Genomic DNA, 18,706 nt, shown 5'->3' with positions numbered 1-18,706 from the left:
GGGTGGCCGGGTCGGTCACCTGCGCCGGGTGCGGGCGGGGCCGGACTGCGGAAGAAGCACCGGCGGGACGGCGCCGGGGCGGTCGCCGGACGGCCGTGGTGGCGGGCGGCGATGACGGTGTGTCGTGGGTGGGGGGACGGCGGGGGTGGGCGATGGGTGGCGGGGGTGGGTGGTGGGTGGTGGGTGGTGGCCGACGGTGGTTGCCGCGGTGGCCGGCCCCGGGTCCGGCGGTGCGTGCCCCGCGTCGGGTGCAGCGGGAGAGGATCTTGAGGAGGACGCTGCGACCGGGGGGGGTGGTGCCGGGGTGCCGGGGCCGCGGGGCGGCCGGCGCCGGGGCTGCCTCGTCTCAGGGGGCGAGGACGGCCCGGTCCGCTGCCAGCAGGTCCACGACGTACCGGGCGTAGATCCCGGCGATGTCGACCCCGTGGGTCTCGGAGGAGCGGGCGAACTCCGGGTTGGCGTTGACCTCGATGACGGTGGTCTCGCCGGTGTGGCGGTCCTCCATGAGGTCCACGCCGTAGAAGCCGGGGCCGAGCGCGGCGACGACCCGGTCGCACAGCGCCCGCATGGTGTCGGAGATCTCGACGCGTTCGACCCGCGCGCCGAGGTGGGTGTTGGTGCGCCAGCTCTCCGAGGCCCGGCGGATGGCGACGACGGGTTGCGCCCCGACGACGACGATCCGCAGGTCGTGCCCCGGTTTGTCGACGTACCGCTGCACCAGGACGGGGAAGAGCTTCCCCGCCGCGTCGGCGGACTCCCGGCCGCCGGTCCATGCCTCCAGTTCCTGCTCGGTGGAGAGACGGGTGACCCCGCGCCCCCAGGAGCCCGAGACCGGCTTGACCACCACGGGCCAGCCGAACTCGTGCGCCGCCTCCTGCACCTGCTCGTAGGTGTAGGCGTGACGGGTGTCGGGGTGGGCGATGCCGTGCCGGGCGAACATCAGGGCCTGCAGGCCCTTGTCGTTGCAAGTCTCGATCGCCGTGGGGGTGTTGAGGGTGGCGACCCCGGCCTGGTCCAGCCGGCGGGCGGTGCCGATGGCCTCCCGGTGCGAGAGGTTGCGCAGCACCGCCAGTCGGGGCCGTTCGCCGCGTTCCGAGAGCACCTCGGCCATGTCCGGTTGGAGGACCGGACGGGCCGTCAACCCCTGGTCGCGCAGGGCGTCCAGGAGTCGACGCTCGTCGGGGCGCAGCACGGTCACCGACAGCAGGACGTCGGTGGCTGCGGTCGTCATTCGCCCCAGTCCTCCTCGACCTCGGGGGCCAGGGAGACCTCGTAGCCGGCGTCGGAGGCGGCGGTCAGCTCGTGCTCCTGACCGCAGGTGCCGCACTCCACGATCTCCCCCTTCTCGGAGCCGCCCTCGATGGCGAGCTCGCTGTCGCAGACGAGGCACACCGCGGCCGTTGTGACGGTGGTCGACATGGATCAGCCCTTCCGTTCGGTTTCAGGTGGCGACGTACTCCGCCGGTCGTCCCGGCCCGGTGGCTCCCGGACCGCTCTTCCCTGCGGCACTCACGAAGTTACGCTCGGCGACCGGGAGGGCGCACTACGGAAACACGAATCCCGCGACGAAGCCGCAGGTGGGAGGGGGTGGGCAATCCGCCGCGGCCCGGGTCGGCACCGCTGCACCGGGGTGCTGGCGGCGCCGAGCTCCCCCGCCGGGCGCCGAGTCGGGGCGCTCGGCACCCGACCGCGGCGCGACAGGATCTAGGAAGGGTCCTCCGCCACCGACCCCGCAGTCGTGGTGCGGGACGCCGCCTCGGTGACGGGGGCGCCCGGGATCGTCAGGGTCGCGAGGACGTCGTCGGGAGCGAGCGCAGGGAGCAGGCAGCGCAGCATCTCCTCGATGCGCTCGGGCAGGTCGGACCAGCTGTCCGCGAGCCGCGACATGGTCTGGGTTCCCGTGAAGGCGGCGACGATCACCCGCGCGAAGGTGTCCACGTCCACCCCGGGACGCAGCTGGCCCATCTCCCGGGCGGTCTCCAGGCAGTCCGCGAAGCGGGAGGACCACCAGCCGTAGATCGAGTAGTCGAGGAGGTTGGCCTCGCTCTGCTCCACGGCCAGCCGTACCCCGGCGCGCAGCAGCACGTCCGAGCGCATGGTGACGGCGATGTGCCGGCAGAGGTCCACCAGGTGCTGGAGTCCCCGCGTGCCGATCTCCAGCTCCAGTCCGTCGGCCTGACCGACGATCACCGCTCGCGCGAGATCGTCCTTGGACGCGAAATGGAAGTACATCGCGCCCGTCGTCACCCCTGCCCGCCGGAGGATCGCGTTGAGCCCGACCCCGTGGTAGCCGTGCTGGTCGAACAGCTCGGCGGCCGCGGTGATCAGTGCCCTGCGCGTCCGCTCCGCGCGCTCCTGCCGAACCCGTGCCATCGACCGGCCCCCTGCACCGTGGACAAAAAAAGAGAACAACCTCTATGTTATTCCACGCACCACGTCGCGACAGATGGAGCACCACGCGCCGACCGCACGCACCCGATGCCCCGAGCGGGCCCCGCGTACCGCATCGGTCCTGCCGGTGACGACCACGGGCCCACCCGCCACACCCGCACGCACGCGCACGGCCGGGCACGGCATCCGGCGCGCCGGCGCGGCCCCGCCCCATGACCGGTCGGCCCGCCGACCACCCCGAACGGCGCAGCCCCACCCTCGACACCTGGAGACGACATGGACCGCGGTGCATCCTCCCTGCGCGGCGTGGCACGGGTGGTCGTGCTCGCCCTGCTGTGGGGCTCGACCTTCCTCTGGATCGACCTGGCGCTGCGCGGCCTCTCGCCGCTGCAGGTGACGTTCGCCCGCTGCGCGGTCGGCTCCCTGGTACTGCTCGCGGCGTGCCGGCTCGCCGGGCACCGCCTCCCGCGCGGCCGCGGGACCTGGCGCCACCTCGTCGTCGCCGCGTTCTTCTGCAACGCCCTGCCGTTCGCGCTGTTCAGCCTCGGACAGCAGACTGTCGACTCCGGCATGGCCGGCGCCCTCAACGCGACCACCCCGCTGTGGACGATCGCCCTCGCCCTCGTACTCGGCGCCGAACGCGCCCCCCACGCGGGGCGGTCGGTCGGGCTCCTCCTCGGGTTCGCGGGCACCGTCGTGCTGTTCGCCCCCTGGCAGGCCACCGGTGCCGCCGGGTGGGGCACCCTGGCGATCCTGGGGGCCGCCGCCAGCTACGCCGTCGCCTTCACCTACATGGGCCGCACCCTGGTGCGGCGCGGCACCCCCACCCTCTCGCTCTCCGCCGCCCAACTCCTCGCCGCCGCCGGCCTCACCGCGACCGCCATGCCGCTCGGCGGCGGACTCGCCCCCTTCGACCCCACCCCCACGGTCGTCGTCGCCGCTCTCGTCCTCGCCGTCCTCTGCACCGCGCTGACCTTCCACCTCACCTACCGCATCATCAACGACGAGGGCGCCACCAACGCCGCGGTCGTCGGCTACCTGCTCCCCGTCGTCTCCGTGCTGCTCGGCGTCACCGTCCTCGGGGAGCAGCTCCATCCCCGGCTGCTGATCGGCATGGCCGTCGTCCTCGTCGGCGTCGCACTCACCCGCCGCTTCCCCGCGCGCGGTGCGACGCCACCGGCGGAGGCGGGCGCCGGCGACCTCCCGGCGGCGGAGGACGCGGCCGCCCCCGCGGTCCCGGACTCCCCGGACGGCCCGGACGGCCCGGACTCCCCCAGCGACGGCGCACTGCTCTCCGGCCGAGGCACCCCCTGAGCCGCAGGCCGACGAGGCGGCGCACCCGCTTCGTCGCACGGACGGCGAACGGCCGCCCGACCCGCTCCACGGCAGGTCGGACGGCCTCTCGTCGGACGCGTCAGACGTTGAAGCGGAACTCCACCACGTCGCCGTCGCGCATGACGTAGTCCTTGCCCTCCATGCGGGCCTTGCCCTTGGCGCGGGCCTCGGCGACGGAGCCGGCCTCGACGAGGTCGTCGAAGGAGATGACCTCGGCCTTGATGAAGCCCTTCTGGAAGTCGGTGTGGATCACACCGGCCGCCTCGGGGGCGGTGTCGCCCTTGTTGATGGTCCAGGCCCGGGACTCCTTGGGGCCGGCCGTCAGGTAGGTCTGGAGGCCGAGGGTCTCGAAGCCGACACGGGCCAGGGTGGCGAGGCCGGGCTCCTCCTGACCGACGGACTGGAGCAGCTCCAGCGCCTCCGCCTCGTCGTCCAGCTCGCCGAGGTCGGCCTCCAGCTTGGCGTTGAGGAAGACGGCCTCTGCCGGGGCGATGAGCGCGCGCTGCTCGGCCTTGAAGGCGTCGTCGGTCAGCTCCTCCTCGTCCACGTTGAAGACGTAGAGGAAGGGCTTGACGGTCAGCAGGTGCAGCTCGTGCAGCGGTTCGGCGCGCTCGGTGCCCTGGCGGATGCCGGCGGAGAAGAGGGTGCGGCCCTCCTCCAGGATCTCCTTGGCCTCCTCGACGGCCTTGACCACCGGCAGCCGGTCCTTGCGGATCCGGGACTCCTTCTGGAGCTTCGGCAGCACCTTCTCGACCGTCTGGAGGTCGGCGAGGATCAGCTCGGTGTTGATGGTCTCGATGTCGCTCTTGGGCGACACCTTGCCGTCGACGTGGACGACGTTCTCGTCCTTGAAGGCCCGGATCACCTGGCAGATGGCGTCCGACTCGCGGATGTTCGCCAGGAACTTGTTGCCCAGCCCCTCGCCCTCGCTGGCACCCCGCACGATCCCGGCGATGTCGACGAAGTCGACGGTGGCGGGCAGCACCCGCTCGCTGCCGAAGATCTCGGCGAGCCTGGTCAGGCGGGCGTCGGGGACACCGACGACGCCGACGTTGGGCTCGATCGTCGCGAACGGGTAGTTGGCCGCCAGCACGTCGTTCTTCGTGAGGGCGTTGAAGAGAGTCGACTTGCCGACGTTCGGCAGTCCGACGATTCCGATCGTGAGGGACACGTGGGACTTCCCGTTCGGGTGGTTGCTGACAGGGCCGGTCGCCCATTCTAGGGGGGCGGCTCCCGACACCTCCCACCTCGTCCTTCTGTCGACTCATCGGCAAATGGGATGAAAAGGGCGCGCCATTGCGCCATCGCGGGCGGCCCGGCCCGTACGTTGGTGCCCGTGGAGTACAGCACCAGCACCACCCGCCCGCCCCTGCCGCGCCCGGCCGCCGGGGCGGCCGGCGTGCCCCGGCCCGCCCGGGCGAAGACGCCGGACCCGCAGCGCGGCCGCCCCGCCCCCCGCGCACGCGAGGGAACCGCGCGCCCCCGGCCGCCCCTGCTCGACGCACTCGCGCGTCTCCCCCGCCCGAAGCTGACGGGTCTGGGGTGCGGTGTGATCGCGATCGGCTCGATGCTGGTCGGCGGCTGGTTCAGCCGGATCCTGGGCGGCGCCCCCGTGCTGTACGGGCTGCTCTTCGTGCTGGTCTCGGTCGCCGTGGCCGCCTGGGTGCGGCCGGTGGACCTGATCTGCGCGCCGGTGGCGGTCCCGATCGCCTACGCGGCGGGGCTGATCGTCAGCGGCGGACTCTACGAGCTGTTCACCGAGCTGGCCGTGGGCGCCCCCTGGCTCTTCGCGGGCACCCTGGCCGCGGTGGGGATCACCCTGGGACGCCAGGTCACCGTCATGGCGGGGCGTATCAGGCGCCGTCGGGAGAACGCCGCCCGCGCCGCCGCCGCTGCGCAGCAGCAGCGGGGCTGATCCCGGCACCGCGCCCGCGGCCGCCGGCCGCCCTGCGCAGTCACCGCGAGCACGCCCGCGGCAGGCAGCGGCCACCCCTCCCGCAGCAGCGCACCGCCCCGTGCCGTTCCCCGGCACGGGGCGGTGCGTTGCTGCGGCGGCGCGCTGTGACGCGGGCGGCGGCCGGCCGTGGCTCAGGCGCTGTCGCGGACCTTCTCGGCGGCCTCGGCGCGCAGGTCGCGGCGCAGCTCCTTCGGGAGCGAGAACTGGATCGACTCCTGCATCGGCTGCACGACCTCGACGTCGCCGAAGCCGCGCTCGGCGAGCCACTCCAGCACACCCTCGACCAGCACGTCGGGCACGGAGGCACCGGAGGAGAGGCCGACGGTGGTGACCCCCTCCAGCCAGCTCTCGTCGATCTCGCCCGCGTTGTCGACCAGGTGACCCGCGCCGGCACCGGCGCCCAGCGCCACCTCGACCATCCGCACCGAGTTGGAGCTGTTCTTCGACCCGACGACCAGCACCAGGTCGGAGTCGGCGGCGATCTGCTTGATGGCGGTCTGCCGGTTCTGCGTGGCGTAGCAGATGTCGTCGCTGGGCGGGCTGATCAGGTTCGGGAACTTCTCCTTCAGCGCCCCGACCGTCTCCATGGTCTCGTCCACGGAGAGGGTCGTCTGGGAGAGCCAGACCACCTTGGACTCGTCCCGGACCTCGACGCCCGCGACGTCGCCGGGGCCGTCGACCAGCTGGATGTGCTCGGGGGCCTCGCCGGAGGTGCCGATGACCTCCTCGTGGCCCTCGTGGCCGATGAGGAGGATGTCGTAGTCGTCCTTGGCGAAGCGGATGGCTTCCTTGTGGACCTTGGTGACCAGCGGGCAGGTCGCGTCGATCGTGGCGAGCTTGCCGCGCTCGGCCTCGCGGTGCACCTCGGGGGCGACGCCGTGGGCGGAGAAGATGACGATCTCGCCCTGCGGGACCTCGTCGGTCTGCTCGACGAAGATCGCGCCCTTCTTCTCCAGCGTCTTCACGACGTACTTGTTGTGCACGATCTCGTGCCGGACGTAGATGGGCGGACCGTACTGCTCCAGCGCCTGCTCGACAGCGATGACGGCGCGGTCCACACCCGCGCAGTAACCACGGGGGGCGGCGAGCAGGACACGGCGTGGGGCGGAAGCGCTCATGGCCCCCATGGTAGGGCCCGTCGGGGGCGAACCCCGGGCCCGGTCTCCGCTTTCACGCCCCCGGGGGTTGTCGGCGGGCCCCGCTAGCCTGGCGTCATGGCTCTACAGACCTCCGCCGACGACCCGGTACCGGTCGCCAGGATCTCGCGGCTCATCGGCGAATGGATCGACCGCCTCGGCGGGGTGTGGGTGGAGGGGCAGATCACCCAGCTCAGCCGCCGCCCCGGCGCGGGAGTGGTGTTCTTCACGCTCCGGGACCCCTCCCAGGAGATCTCCCTCACCGTCACCTGCTTCCGCGGGGTGTTCGACCAGGTCGCGGACGTGGTGTCCGAGGGCGCGCGGGTCGTGGTGCACGGCAAGCCGGAGTGGTACGCCCCCCGCGGGCAGCTGTCGCTGCGCGCCGCGGAGATCCGCCCGGTGGGCGTCGGCGATCTGCTGGTCCGGTTGGAGCGGCTGAAGCGGGCGCTGGCCGCCGAGGGACTGTTCGCCGCCGACCGCAAGCGGCCGCTGCCGTTCCTACCGCGCCGGATCGGCCTGGTGACGGGCCGGGCGTCGGCGGCGGAGCGGGACGTGCTGGAGAACGCGCGGCTGCGCTGGCCCGCCGTAAGCTTCGACGTCCGCAACGTCGCGGTGCAGGGCGTGCACGCGGTGGCGCAGGTGGTGGAGGCGGTGCGGGCGCTGGACGCCGACCCGGCGGTCGACGTGATCGTGGTGGCGCGCGGCGGCGGCAGCGTCGAGGACCTGCTGCCGTTCTCCGACGAGCGGCTGGTGCGCACCGTCGCGCAGTGCGTGACGCCGGTGGTCTCGGCGATCGGCCACGAGCCGGACTCGCCGCTGCTGGACCTGGTCGCGGACGTCCGCGCCTCGACGCCGACGGACGCCGCCAAGCGCACCGTCCCCGACGTCAACGAGGAGTTGACGCGGGTGACGCAGCTCGGGGACCGGGCGCGGCGCGCGATGGAGACCTTCCTCGACCGGGAGGAGCGCGGGCTGGCCAACGCGCTGTCGCGGCCCGCGATGGCCGAGCCGCACCGGGTGCTCGACGCGCAGCAGGAGCGGCTGGCGGAGCTGCGGCTGCGGGCCCGACGCTCGCTGTCGCACGGACTGGACCGGGCGGCGGACGACCTGCGGCACACCCTGGCGCGGGTGCGGGCGCTGTCCCCGGCGGCGACGCTGGAGCGCGGCTACGCGGTGCTGCGGCGACCCGACGGCACGGTGATCCGGGACGCCGCGGCGGTGGCACCGGAGGAGGAGCTGCACGCACGGCTGGCCGAGGGCGAGCTGTCGGTGGTGGCCCGCGGCGCTGTCAGCCCTCCCGCTTAGGCTGGCGCCCATGACGGAAACGGACGCCGAGACCGCGCTCGGCTACGAACAGGCCCGCGACGAGCTGGTCGAGGTGGTGCGGCGGCTGGAGGCCGGCGGCGCCACCCTGGAGGAGTCGCTGGCGCTGTGGGAGCGCGGCGAGGAGCTGGCCCGCATCTGCCGCCACTGGCTGGAGGGTGCCCGGGCCCGGCTGGACGCGGCGCGGCCCGAGGACGGCGCCGGGAGTGGCACGCCGCGTCCGGGTGAGGGCGACGGCTGAGCCCTTCCGAGGGCCGGGTTCGGCGCGGCGGCTCGGCCGCGGCGCGCCCGCTGCCCGGCTGTCCCGCGAGCCGTACGACGGCCGCGGCACCGGGCGGCTCACCGCGCGCGGCGGTGCCGTGCCGGCCGCCGGTCCGGCGGCCGGGCGCTCCCTCTTACTGGTTGGGGTGCGGCGCGAGCGCGGCGGCGAACGCCTCCAGCTGCGCGGCGCCGGCGGTGCCGGTGACGACGGTGGTGACGTCGCCCTCCTCCGACACGAGGGCGTCGTACTTGCTGCCGGCGTGGACGGCCCACTCGCGGCCGTCGACGGTCACGGTCTCGCCGGTGTCCTGGGCGCCCTGGGAGAAGTCGTGGACGAAGGCCCGGGCCGGTCCGTCGGCCTGCCCCAGGGCGACGTACTCGTTGTCGGGGTCCATGAAGCCGATGCGCCACAGGGCGCCGTGGTCGGAGCTCTGCCGGTACCGCACCGAGGTCGCGCGCCACCCCTCGTCCAGGTCCTCGGGGACGACCAGCTCGTAGGGTGCGGCGCGGGACGCGGTGCTCGCCTCGACGGCGTAGTCGACCGCCCGGACGGGGTCCTGTCCGGTGTCGGTGGGCTGGACGACGTAGAAGAACAGCGCGCCGACGGTGATGACCGCCATCGAGAGCAGCATGTCCCGCACGGTCTTGAGCTTGCGCGGCTGCTTCGCCCCGCCCCGGTCCGCCCCGCCCTGCGCCGCGGCGGACGCGGTGCCCTGCGGGGGTGTCGCCGGGGCGGTCGCCCCCTCCTCGCGCGCGGTGATCCCGTCGCTGTCGCGGTCCGGGTCGCCGGCCGCGCCGACGGGCTGCTGGGACGGAGTGTTGTTCTCTCTCACCACACCCCCATCGTCCCGTATGCCGGGTGCTGCTCCCCCACCACCCCCTCGCTGCTCATCCGTGGGCCGACATGCTCAGTTGTCCGGGCGGCGGCTAGAGTCGAGAGGTCCCCGAACTCCACGGTCCCGGCGCGCGTACCGGCCCGCCCGCGCGAAAGGTTGTGTGCCCATGTCCGACCACCATCTCCCGTCCCCGCTCGAGGTCAGCCCCGAGGCTCCCGACCGCAACCTCGCCCTGGAGCTGGTCCGCGTCACCGAGGCCGGCGCGATGGCCTCGGGTCGCTGGGTCGGCCGCGGCGACAAGAACGGCGCGGACGGTGCCGCCGTCCGCGCGATGCGCACCCTGGTCTCGACCGTCTCGATGAACGGCGTGGTCGTCATCGGCGAGGGCGAGAAGGACGAGGCGCCGATGCTGTTCAACGGCGAGCGCGTCGGCGACGGCACCGGACCGGAGTGCGACGTCGCCGTGGACCCGGTCGACGGCACCACGCTGACCGCCAAGGGCATGAGCAACGCCGTCTCCGTGCTGGCGGTGGCCGACCGGGGGGCGATGTTCGACCCCAGCGCGGTCTTCTACATGGACAAGCTGGTCACCGGGCCCGAGGCGGCCGAGTTCGTCGACATCGACGCCCCGGTCGCGGTGAACATCCGGCGGGTCGCCAAGGCGAAGGGCGGCACCCCGGAGGACGTCACCGTCTGCGTGCTGGACCGCCCCCGCCACCAGGACCTCGTCCGCGAGATCCGCGAGGCCGGCGCCCGCATCCGGTTCATCTCCGACGGCGACGTCGCCGGGGCCATCGCCGCCGTCCGCGACGGCACCGGCGTGGACCTGCTGCTCGGCATCGGCGGCACACCGGAGGGGATCATCGCCGCCTGCGCCATCAAGTGCCTGGGCGGCACCATCCAGGGGAAGCTCTGGCCGCAGGACGACGCCGAGCGCCGCCAGGCGCTGGACGCCGGGCACGACCTGGACCGGGTGCTGCACACGGACGACCTGGTCTCCGGCGAGAACGTGTTCTTCGTCGCCACCGGCATCACCGACGGCGACCTGCTGCGCGGCGTGCGCTACCGCGCGGAGACCGCCACCACGCAGTCGCTGGTGATGCGGTCCAAGTCCGGCACGATCCGGCAGATCGACTCCACCCACCGGCTCTCGAAGCTGCGCGCCTACAGCGCCGTCAACTTCGACCAGCCGCGCTGAGCCGTCGCCGCGACGACGAGGGAGCCACAGGGACCACAGGGGCGTCGGGGCAGCAGTCGCGACCGACGGGGACCGGGGTCGCGGCGCCCCCGGCCCCGGGCGGCGCCCCTCAGGCGGCCTCGGCGGACTGCCGCCGACGCCGCCTGCCGAGCACCACGCGCCGCTCGGCGGCGGTGAGGCCGCCCCAGACGCCGTAGGGCTCCGGCTGCAGCAGCGCGTGCTCCCGGCACTCCAGCAGCACGGGGCAGCGGGCGCAGACCGACTTGGCCGCCGCCTCCCGGGAGAGCCGCGCGGCCGTCGGCTCCTGCGAGGGCGCGAAGAAGAGCCCCGCCTCGTCCCGCCGACAGGCGGCCTCGGAATGCCACGGGCCGGCGAGGTCTCTCCGTAGCCGCGGGGACGGCACGGCGGTGGACCACTGTGGCTCGTGAGGCGTTTGCAGCACGGTCAACTCCTGACGACGGCGTACGGGGTCGCTCTGCTGGGCTGACTGACCACCACCCGCAGGCCTGGGTGACCGACCGCGGCAGGGCGCCGCTGATCGGCCATACGAGTGACGGTCCTCCCTGCCCTACCCGCTGCGCACACGCTTATGCACGGAGAGCCAAACAGGGGAACGTGACGTGACGTCGCGCATCCGCAGCGTGTCCGTGTCGCGACGTGGTGGGCAGCCCGTGTGTTCGCTGCGTGCCCGACTGAAGGCGACCCGTTGCACGACGGCCCGCGCTCTCAGCGGCAGGTCGCGCCGCAGGCCGTCGCCGGGTTCCGGGCGGCCCGGCCCCGGACAGCGGAACGCCGCGTCCGGGACGGGCTCGGACGCGGCGGGACGCGGCGGGACGGCTGCCGCACCGTGCGGGCCGCTGTGCCGGCGGGGCGCCGGCGACGCAAGGGGGCGCGGTCAGCTCTCGCCGTCGCGGAGGTTCTGGATCCGCTTGCCCTCCACGGCCGCCGCCTCGACGGCGCCCCAGATGGCGACGCCCCGCAGGCGCACCACCGGCGCACCCGGGTCGGTGGCGACCATCTCCCGGGCGTCGAAGGCGCCCATGATCCCGCTGCCCTCGCAGACCAGCGTGACGTTCTCGGGGACCTTGATGCAGACCCCGCCGCAGATCGCGGTGGCGGTGATGACCACCTCGGGGTGGTCGAAGATCGCCTCGGTGAGGTCGATGTCGACCCCGCCGCAGACGGCGACGGCGTTGATCGCGGACCCGACGCGGAAGCTACCCCCGCGGTCCGCGCCGCCGAGGACGGCGACGACGTTGCGGGGACCGGACGGGCGCGCCGCCCTCTCCCGCGGCGTGAGCCGCGGCGGTGCCTCCGTGCGCTGCCCGGCGGGCAGGTCGTCGATCAGCTTCTCCAGCTCGGGCACGGTCTTGGCGGCGTAGAGGACCTCGATGCGCTCGGCGTGCTCGTCGGCCTGGAGGCGGCCTTCGGCCAGCGCCTCGCGCAGGATGTCCGCCACGCGGTCCCGGTCCGCGTCGGAGGCGCGGACGGCGGGGGGCGGGGCGGCCTTGCCGAGGGACACGGCGGGCGGCTTGTCGGTGGTCACGTCGCCAGGCTACCGACGGCGCGCCGGTGCCACCAGGGTCACCGCGAGGGTTCGGGGTCGAACTCAGGGCTCCGTCAGGGCCGCCTCAGGGAGACCCTGGCCCGCCGGCCCGCGACGCCGCCGCGCCCACCGGGCCCGCGGAGTCCGCCGACGGCGTCGCGCCGCTCACCCCCGTCGGTGCCGCCGCGAAGGACCCCGGGCTGCTCGCCCGCGCGCTGGAGCTGCTCGCCGAGCACCCGGTCGTGGACGGGCACAACGACCTCCCCTGGGCGCTGCGCGAGCAGGTGGGGTACGACCTGGACCGCCGCGACGTCTCGCGCGACCAGAGCGAACACCTCCACACCGACCTGCCGCGGCTGCGCGCCGGCGGTGTCGGGGCGCAGTTCTGGTCGGTGTACGTGCGGACCGACCTCACCGGCGATGCCGCGGTCAGCTCCTGCCTGGAGCAGATCGACGTGGTCCGGGCCATGCAGGACCGCTATCCCGAGGAGCTCGCGCCGACGACGACCGCCGCCGGGATGGAGGCCGCTCGCCGCGAGGGGCGCATCGCCTCGCTGATGGGCGCCGAGGGCGGGCACTCCATCAACAACTCGATGGGCACCCTCCGCGGCCTGTACGAGTTGGGCGTGCGGTACATGACGCTCACCCACAACGACACCATCGACTGGGCGGACTCCGCGACCGACGAGCCCCGCCACGACGGCCTCAGCCCGTTCGGCGAGGAGGTGGTGCGGGAGATGAACCGGCTCGGGATGCTGGTGGATCTCTCGCACGTCGCCGCGACCACGATGCGCGACGCGCTGCGGGTCACGGAGGCGCCGGTGATCTTCTCGCACTCCTCCGCCCGCGCCGTCTGCGACCACCCGCGCAACGTCCCCGACGACGTGCTGGAGCGGCTGGCGGGCAACGGCGGCGTGGCGATGGCGACCTTCGTGCCGAAGTTCGTGCTGCCCGAGGCGGTGGAGTGGACCCGGCGCAGTGAGGAGGCCCTGGTGGCGGCCGGGCTGCACGCGCTGGACGGGTCCGACGCGGGGCGCCGCGTCCTCGCGGCGTTCGAGGCGGACAACCCCCGGCCGGTGGCGACCCCGGCGACGGTGGCGGACCACCTCGACCACATGCGGGAGGTCGCGGGGATCGACCACATCGGGATCGGGGGCGACTTCGACGGCACCTCCTTCCTTCCCGAGGGGCTGGACACCGTCGCCGGGTACCCGAACCTGATCGCGGAGCTGCTGGGACGCGGCTGGTCCGCGCAGGACCTCGCCAAGCTGACCTGGCGGAACGCGGTGCGGGTGCTGGGGGACGCCGAGGACGCCGCGGCCGAGCTGCGTCGCCGCCGCGGCCCCTCGCTGGCGACGCCGGACCGCCCGACCGGCTGACCGGCGGCGGCGGGGCCGCCCGTTCTCCCGCCGCGCCCCACCCGCCTCGGCGGATGCACGACGACGCCCGGTGCCGAAGTGTCCGCCATGTGCCCGATATCGGCCGGTGGTCTTTGGTCCCTAATAGGGCTTCTGCGGATGCTTCGGGCGGGGGCTCGGGGCGGGTGACCGAGGTCACGCGTGACCCGTGCGCCCCTTCCGCCCCGCCGTGCGGCCCGTGGGCGCGGGCTGCCCAACTTCTGTTATCCGTGGGTCAGTTGGAGACCATCGGCGCGCTGCCCGCCGGTCACTCCCCGCCTGCCTGCGGTCAACCCCGGGTCACGGTGTCCGACTTTTGGTGTTCTCGGCCACTCCCACCCCGCTTCGCCTTTCTTGTGCTGCCGAAACCGCTGTGCCTACCGTGCTGCTCGCGCCGCACCACGCGGGGCGGCCCTGCCGGACGCCGAGTCCTGTCACCGGTGAGGGATCAACGTGAGTACTTTCCGCACGACAGGAGCGGGGGACCCAATCTTGTGCCGGTCAACGCCGGCTTGGGGTGAAGCCGCCTGCCGGATCCCGTGACCTCGTCAGAGCACGGGAGCCGCCTGCGGCCGGGCACTTTCCGGCCCGAACCCGACAGCTCACCTCGTAGGCGTCGGAGAGGAGCACCGCCATGCCCGGACGCGGACGTCACCGTCACCAGCGCGCCAGCCGCCTCGCCCGTATCTCTCTCGCGATCACCGCCGGCTCCGCCGGTGTCGCCCTGCCGCTCATAGGCGCCGGCACCGCCTCGGCCACCCCGGCCGAGACCGCCGCACCCGCCGCATTCTCCGCACAGGTGGCCGAGCGCGCCGCCGTGGCGGCCGAGGCCGCCGCCGACGCCGCCGACGAGGTCACCGACTACACCGTCGTGACCGGCGACACCCTGTCCCGCATCGCCGACGCCCACGACGTGGACGGCGGCTGGGTCACCGTCTACGACGCCAACCGCGACGTCATCGGCGACAACCCCAACCTGATCTTCCCCGGCCAGGAACTGTCGCTCGACGGCACCGCGGCCGAGGCCGCCCCCGAGGCGGACGTGGAGCAGCGCGCCGACCGCAGCGCGGAGCGCTCCGCCCCCGCCGAGGAGGCTCCGGTCGAGGAAGCCGCCCCGGTCGAGGAGGCCCCGGTGGCCGAGACCGCTCCGGTCGAGGAGGCCCCCGCCCCGTCGGTCGGCGCGTCCGCCCCCGTCGACGCCGCGCCCAGCACCCCCTACCGCGCCTCCGGCGCGATGTGGGGCAGCGGTTACCACACCGGTGTCGACTTCTCCGCCTCCTCCGGCACCCCGGTGAAGTCGGTCGCCCCGGGCACCGTCGTCTCCGCCGGTTGGGGCGGCGCCTACGGCAACGAGGTCGTCATCCGCCACGAGGACGGTCGCTACAGCCAGTACGCCCACCTCTCCTCGCTCTCCGTCAGCAACGGCCAGTCGGTCGGCGCGGGCGACCAGATCGGCAACGTCGGCTCCACCGGCAACAGCACCGGCCCGCACCTGCACTTCGAGATCCGGACCGGCCCGTCCTACGGCTCCGACATCGACCCGCTGGGCTACCTCCGCGGTCTCGGCGTCTCCATCTGAGCCCTGCCCTGAGCACCCCGCCACCGGCACGGCCGGAGCGGTACCGCGCCCCTGGGGGCCACCACGACCGTGGTGGCCCCCAGGGCCGTTCCGGGTCCGCGGCCGCCCGCGGTCACGGCGCCGGTGGGCCGTGACCGGAGGCCGTGACGACGGTCGACCCCGCCGGGCGGCGGCTGCGGACCGCCGCCCCGGCGCAGAGGACCACGGCGACGGCACCCGCCACGACCGTGGCGTCGAACGGCTCCCGCAGCAGCAGCGCCGCCCACGCGACCGTGAGCACCGGCTGCACCAGTTGCACCTGGCTGACGCGGGTCATGGGCCCCAGTGCCAACCCCCGGTACCAGGCGAAGAAGCCCAGGAACATGCTCACCATCCCCAGGTAGGCGAAGGCCGCCCACTGCCCCGGCGTGGCCGACGGCGGTTGCGGAAGGGCCGCGGCGGCGGTCAGCGGCACAGTGACGGGGGCCGCGAGGACCAGCGCGGCCCGGTGGCCGCTCGCCGCACCGCACGGCCGCCACGGCGGCGGTCGCCGCGGGCAGCAGGGCGATGACCACCGCACTGTGACCGGCCGGCGCGGTCGTCAGCGCCGCCGAGGTCAGCAGCGGGAAGCCGAGCACGATGCCGGCGGCGACCACCGCGAGCCGCACCCACTGGCGGCCGCGGGGGAGCGGCGAACGGGTGGCGGCGAGGGCGACGGCGGCGAGCAGCGCCGCCACCACCGCACGCCCGGCGCCGACGAACAACGGCGGCAGCCCCTCCACGGCGATCCGGGTCAGCGGCACGGTCAGCGAGAACGCCGCGACGCCGAGCAGCCCCCACCCGAGGCCGGCCGCCGGGCCCGGCCCGGCGGCCGGGGGCGGGGAGCCGATGGTGCGTGCGGCGGAGTCCGGCGGTAGCGGAAGGAGTGCACGGCCGGTAGCGCTACTCTGTCTCTTCATGAACGACGATAGCAGTGGGCGGATCGCGGCGGAGCTCGCCGCCTGGATCGCGACCGCCCCGCCCGGCGCCCAGCTGCCCCCCACCCGGGCGCTCGTGGCACGGTACGGCGCCGGCCCGGTGACCGTGCAGCGGGCGCTGCGCACCCTCGCCGCGCGCGGCCTGGTCGAGAGCCGGCCCGGCGTCGGTACGTTCGTGCGGGCCGTCCGCGCCACCCGCCCCGAGGACTACGGCTGGCAGACCGCGGCGCTCGGCGCCGCGCCCTACCCGGCGACCCCGGTCTCGACCGCGCTGCGGACCGTGCCGAACGACGTCATCGCCCTCCACTCCGGCTACCCCGACCGCGAACTGCTGCCGGAGCGGCTGGTGCGAGCCGCCTTCGCCCGCGCCGCCCGCGGCGGGGGAGCGGTCGGCCGACCCCCGTCCGCCGGGCTGCCGGAGCTCCAGGAGTGGTTCGCCGGGGAGCTGGCCGGCGCCACCCCGGCGGGGTCGGTCCCGCCCGCCGCGCGCGACGTCGTCGTCTTCCCCGGCAGCCAGAGCGGGCTCGGCACCGTCTTCCGGTCGCTGGTCGGTCCCGGCCGGCCCCTGCTGGTGGAGTCGCCCACCTACTGGGGCGCGATGCTGGCGGCCCACCGGTCGGGCGTGCGGCTCGACCCGGTGCCCAGCGGGGCCGACGGCCCGGACCCGGAGGAACTGGACCGGGCGTTCACCCGCACCGGCGCCCGGGCCTTCTACGCGCAGCCGACCTTCGCCAACCCGACCGGGGCCTGCTGGTCACCGACCCGCGCCGCCGATGTGCTGGACGTGGTCCGCCGCCACGGCGCGTTCCTCGTGGAGGACGACTGGGCCCGGGACTTCGCGATCGAGGGCGTCCGGCCACCCGCGCCGCTCGCGGCGTTCGACGACGGCGGCCACGTCGTCCACCTCCGGTCGCTGACCAAGAGCGTCTCCCCGGCGGTGCGGGTGGCCGGGGTCGTGGCCCGGGGGCCGGCGCGGGAACGCATCCTCGCCGACGCCCGCGCCGGGGCCATGTACGTCAGCGGCCTGCTCCAGGCGGCCGCGCTGGACGTCGTCACCCAGCCGGCGTTCCGCACCCACCTGCGCGGCCTGGGCCGCCAGCTCCGCACCCGGCGGGACCTGCTGCTCGGCGCGGTGCGCGAGCACCTCCCGCAGGCGGAGGTCACCGCCCCCGCCGGCGGGCTCGCGCTGTGGCTGCGACTGCCCGACACCACCGACCTGCCGCGGCTGGTCGCCGACTGCGAGGCGGCCGGCGTCGCGGTGCCCGCCGGTGACGAGTGGTTCCCTGCCGAACCCACCGGCCCCCACCTGCGGCTCAACTACTCGGGCCCCCGCCCGGCGGCCTTTCCCGAGGGCGCCCGGCTCATCGGGGCCGCGCTGGCCGCGCAGCACGCCGACCCCGCCGCCCGCGACTGACCCGCCCGCGGGGTCCGGGCGGGCACCGGGACGCGGGGGCGCCCGCCGTGCCTCCGCACGAGGGGCGCCGCCGGGAATTGCTCCCGTCCGTCAGGGGAGGTTGCGCGCCATCACGATGCGCTGCACCTGGTTGGTGCCCTCGTAGATCTGGGTGATCTTCGCGTCGCGCATCATCCGCTCCACCGGGTAGTCCCGCGTGTAGCCGTACCCGCCGAGCAGCTGCACCGCGTCGGTGGTGACCTCCATCGCCGCGTCCGAGGCGAAGCACTTCGCCGCCGCGCCGAAGAACGTCAGATCGCTGTCCAGCCGCTCCGAACGGGCGGCGGCCGCGTAGGTGAGCTGGCGCGCGGCCTCGATCTTCATCGCCATGTCGGCGAGCATGAACTGCACGCCCTGGAAGTCGCCCACCGGCTTGCCGAACTGCTTGCGCTCCCGGACGTACCCCTTGGCGTAGTCCAGCGCGCCCTGCGCGATGCCGAGCGCCTGGGCGGCGATGGTGATCCGGGTGTGGTCGAGGGTCTTCATCGCGGTGGTGAAGCCGGTGCCCTCCTCGCCGATCATGCGGTCCGCGGGGATGCGGACGTTGTCGAAGTAGACCTCGCGGGTGGGGGAGCCCTTGATGCCGAGCTTCTTCTCCGGCGCCCCGAACGAGACCCCCTCGTCGGCCTTCTCCACCACGAACGCGGAGATGCCGCCGCGGGTCCGCTTCTCGGTGTCGGTCACGGCGAGCACCGTGTAGTACTCGGAGACGCCGGCGTTGGTGATCCAGCGCTTGACGCCGTTCAGCACGTAGTGGTCGCCGTCGCGCACCGCCGTGGTCTTCATGCCCCCGGCGTCGGAGCCGGCGTCCGGCTCCGAGAGGCAGTAGGAGAACATCGCCTCGCCGCGGGCCAGCGGCGTGAGGTAGCGGGCCTGCAGTTCCGTGGAGCCGGCGAGCTGCACCGGCAGGGAGCCCAGCTTGTTGACGGCCGGGATCAGCGAGGAGGAGGCGCACACCCGCGCGATCTCCTCGATGACGATCACCGTCGCCAGCGCGTCCGCGCCGTTGCCGCCGAACTCCTCCGGGACGTGGACGGCGTGGAGGTCGTTGCCGGTGAGCGCGTCCCTCGCCTCCTGCGGGAAGCGGCCCTCCTCGTCCACCGCGGCGGCGTGCGGGGCGATCTTCGCCTCGGCGAGCGCGCGCACGGACTCCCGGAGCATCTCGTGCTCCTCCGCCGGGCGGTACAGGTCGAAATCGGCGGCTCGTGCCACGGTTCTCACCACTCCCACAGCTTGCTTAGTGACCGTTAAGTAACCTGATTCTAGGAGCCCGGACCCCACCCCCGGAAGTGAGCGGGCCGACCAGGTTGCGCGCCGCGGCGCCCCGTGGACGCCCGC

At 74.3% G+C, this 18,706-nt stretch carries 18 protein-coding genes, 1 pseudogene and 1 riboswitch; of the genes and pseudogenes, 8 read left to right on the top strand and 11 right to left on the bottom strand.

Going from position 1 to position 18,706, the window contains the following annotated elements; translation table 11 throughout:
* Window positions 1-346: 346 nt before the first annotated feature.
* From HCN52_RS04810 to HCN52_RS04800, 3 genes are all read right to left on the bottom strand, one after another.
* Window positions 347-1,231 carry a RimK family alpha-L-glutamate ligase gene (locus HCN52_RS04810; RefSeq protein ID WP_168087101.1) on the bottom strand — a complete coding sequence of 295 codons (885 nt, stop codon included), beginning with the start codon at window positions 1,229-1,231 and terminating at the stop codon, window positions 347-349.
* The gene (locus HCN52_RS04805; RefSeq protein WP_168087100.1) at window positions 1,228-1,419 is read right to left on the bottom strand and encodes a lysine biosynthesis protein LysW; all 192 of its coding nucleotides are present in this window, start codon (window positions 1,417-1,419) and stop codon (window positions 1,228-1,230) included. The genes HCN52_RS04810 and HCN52_RS04805 overlap by 4 nt, the downstream gene beginning before the upstream one ends.
* A gap of 285 nt (window positions 1,420-1,704) precedes the next feature.
* Window positions 1,705-2,373 (bottom strand): ScbR family autoregulator-binding transcription factor, encoded by a 669-nt coding sequence (locus HCN52_RS04800; RefSeq protein ID WP_168087099.1) that lies wholly within the window; start codon window positions 2,371-2,373, stop codon window positions 1,705-1,707.
* Window positions 2,374-2,667: 294 nt separating this feature from the next.
* Between HCN52_RS04800 and HCN52_RS04795 the strand changes: the two genes are divergently transcribed.
* Window positions 2,668-3,705, top strand: a complete 1,038-nt coding sequence (locus HCN52_RS04795) for a DMT family transporter (protein ID WP_168087098.1) — start codon at window positions 2,668-2,670, stop codon at window positions 3,703-3,705.
* Window positions 3,706-3,805: 100 nt separating this feature from the next.
* Here the strand turns inward: HCN52_RS04795 and ychF are convergent, their stop codons facing one another.
* Window positions 3,806-4,897, bottom strand: coding sequence for a redox-regulated ATPase YchF (ychF, locus tag HCN52_RS04790; RefSeq protein ID WP_168087097.1), 1,092 nt, complete (start codon window positions 4,895-4,897; stop codon window positions 3,806-3,808).
* A 165-nt stretch (window positions 4,898-5,062) separates the two neighbouring features.
* On the opposite strand from ychF, the gene HCN52_RS04785 reads away from it, so the two are divergent.
* Window positions 5,063-5,641, top strand: a complete 579-nt coding sequence (locus HCN52_RS04785; RefSeq protein WP_245174868.1) for a DUF6542 domain-containing protein — start codon at window positions 5,063-5,065, stop codon at window positions 5,639-5,641.
* Between the two features lie 173 nt (window positions 5,642-5,814).
* On the opposite strand, the gene HCN52_RS04780 is transcribed toward HCN52_RS04785, so the two are convergent.
* Window positions 5,815-6,810 (bottom strand): 4-hydroxy-3-methylbut-2-enyl diphosphate reductase, encoded by a 996-nt coding sequence (locus tag HCN52_RS04780; RefSeq protein ID WP_168087096.1) that lies wholly within the window; start codon window positions 6,808-6,810, stop codon window positions 5,815-5,817.
* An 87-nt stretch (window positions 6,811-6,897) separates the two neighbouring features.
* Between HCN52_RS04780 and xseA the strand changes: the two genes are divergently transcribed.
* Together xseA and HCN52_RS04770 are read left to right on the top strand one after the other, a co-directional pair.
* Window positions 6,898-8,124 (top strand): exodeoxyribonuclease VII large subunit, encoded by a 1,227-nt coding sequence (gene xseA / locus HCN52_RS04775; RefSeq protein WP_168087095.1) that lies wholly within the window; start codon window positions 6,898-6,900, stop codon window positions 8,122-8,124.
* A gap of 10 nt (window positions 8,125-8,134) precedes the next feature.
* On the top strand, window positions 8,135-8,383 hold the full coding sequence (locus tag HCN52_RS04770; RefSeq protein WP_168087094.1) for an exodeoxyribonuclease VII small subunit: 249 nt from the start codon (window positions 8,135-8,137) through the stop codon (window positions 8,381-8,383).
* Window positions 8,384-8,537: 154 nt separating this feature from the next.
* On the opposite strand, the gene HCN52_RS04765 is transcribed toward HCN52_RS04770, so the two are convergent.
* A complete protein-coding gene (locus tag HCN52_RS04765; RefSeq protein ID WP_312876539.1) occupies window positions 8,538-9,236 on the bottom strand; it encodes a DUF4245 domain-containing protein in 699 nt (232 codons plus the stop codon).
* A 169-nt stretch (window positions 9,237-9,405) separates the two neighbouring features.
* On the opposite strand from HCN52_RS04765, the gene glpX reads away from it, so the two are divergent.
* The gene (glpX, locus tag HCN52_RS04760) at window positions 9,406-10,437 is read left to right on the top strand and encodes a class II fructose-bisphosphatase (RefSeq protein ID WP_168087093.1); all 1,032 of its coding nucleotides are present in this window, start codon (window positions 9,406-9,408) and stop codon (window positions 10,435-10,437) included.
* A 109-nt stretch (window positions 10,438-10,546) separates the two neighbouring features.
* Here glpX and HCN52_RS04755 read toward each other — a convergent pair whose 3' ends face one another.
* Together HCN52_RS04755 and HCN52_RS04750 are read right to left on the bottom strand one after the other, a co-directional pair.
* Window positions 10,547-10,879 (bottom strand): WhiB family transcriptional regulator, encoded by a 333-nt coding sequence (locus HCN52_RS04755; RefSeq protein WP_312876538.1) that lies wholly within the window; start codon window positions 10,877-10,879, stop codon window positions 10,547-10,549.
* A 453-nt stretch (window positions 10,880-11,332) separates the two neighbouring features.
* Entirely contained in the window at window positions 11,333-11,983 is a 651-nt protein-coding gene (locus tag HCN52_RS04750; protein WP_168087092.1) for a DUF1707 SHOCT-like domain-containing protein, read from the bottom strand.
* Window positions 11,984-12,183: 200 nt separating this feature from the next.
* On the opposite strand from HCN52_RS04750, the gene HCN52_RS04745 reads away from it, so the two are divergent.
* On the top strand, window positions 12,184-13,362 hold the full coding sequence (locus HCN52_RS04745; protein ID WP_168087105.1) for a dipeptidase: 1,179 nt from the start codon (window positions 12,184-12,186) through the stop codon (window positions 13,360-13,362).
* 466 nt (window positions 13,363-13,828) lie between these two features.
* Window positions 13,829-14,011, top strand: a riboswitch (cyclic di-AMP (ydaO/yuaA leader).
* Window positions 14,012-14,014: 3 nt separating this feature from the next.
* Window positions 14,015-14,959 carry a M23 family metallopeptidase gene (locus HCN52_RS04740; protein WP_168087091.1) on the top strand — a complete coding sequence of 315 codons (945 nt, stop codon included), beginning with the start codon at window positions 14,015-14,017 and terminating at the stop codon, window positions 14,957-14,959.
* A 112-nt stretch (window positions 14,960-15,071) separates the two neighbouring features.
* Here the strand turns inward: HCN52_RS04740 and HCN52_RS25195 are convergent, their stop codons facing one another.
* Both HCN52_RS25195 and HCN52_RS26345 read right to left on the bottom strand, forming a co-directional pair.
* On the bottom strand, window positions 15,072-15,413 hold the full coding sequence (locus tag HCN52_RS25195) for a DMT family transporter (protein WP_312876537.1): 342 nt from the start codon (window positions 15,411-15,413) through the stop codon (window positions 15,072-15,074).
* Between the two features lie 316 nt (window positions 15,414-15,729).
* Window positions 15,730-15,897, bottom strand: a pseudogene (locus tag HCN52_RS26345) (hypothetical protein); the annotation flags it as partial.
* Between HCN52_RS26345 and HCN52_RS04730 the strand changes: the two are divergent.
* A complete protein-coding gene (locus HCN52_RS04730; RefSeq protein WP_168087090.1) occupies window positions 15,896-17,329 on the top strand; it encodes an aminotransferase-like domain-containing protein in 1,434 nt (477 codons plus the stop codon). The pseudogene HCN52_RS26345 and the gene HCN52_RS04730 sit on opposite strands and share 2 nt — an antisense overlap.
* A 90-nt stretch (window positions 17,330-17,419) precedes the next feature.
* Here the strand turns inward: HCN52_RS04730 and HCN52_RS04725 are convergent, their stop codons facing one another.
* The gene (locus tag HCN52_RS04725) at window positions 17,420-18,580 is read right to left on the bottom strand and encodes an acyl-CoA dehydrogenase family protein (protein ID WP_168087089.1); all 1,161 of its coding nucleotides are present in this window, start codon (window positions 18,578-18,580) and stop codon (window positions 17,420-17,422) included.
* Between the last annotated feature and the right edge of the window lie 126 nt (window positions 18,581-18,706).

The organism is Streptomyces bohaiensis (assembly GCF_012033785.1).
In the GTDB taxonomy this organism is placed as follows: Bacteria; Actinomycetota; Actinomycetes; order Streptomycetales; family Streptomycetaceae; genus Streptomyces; species Streptomyces bohaiensis.
This window is presented reverse-complemented; position numbering and strand designations above follow the sequence as displayed.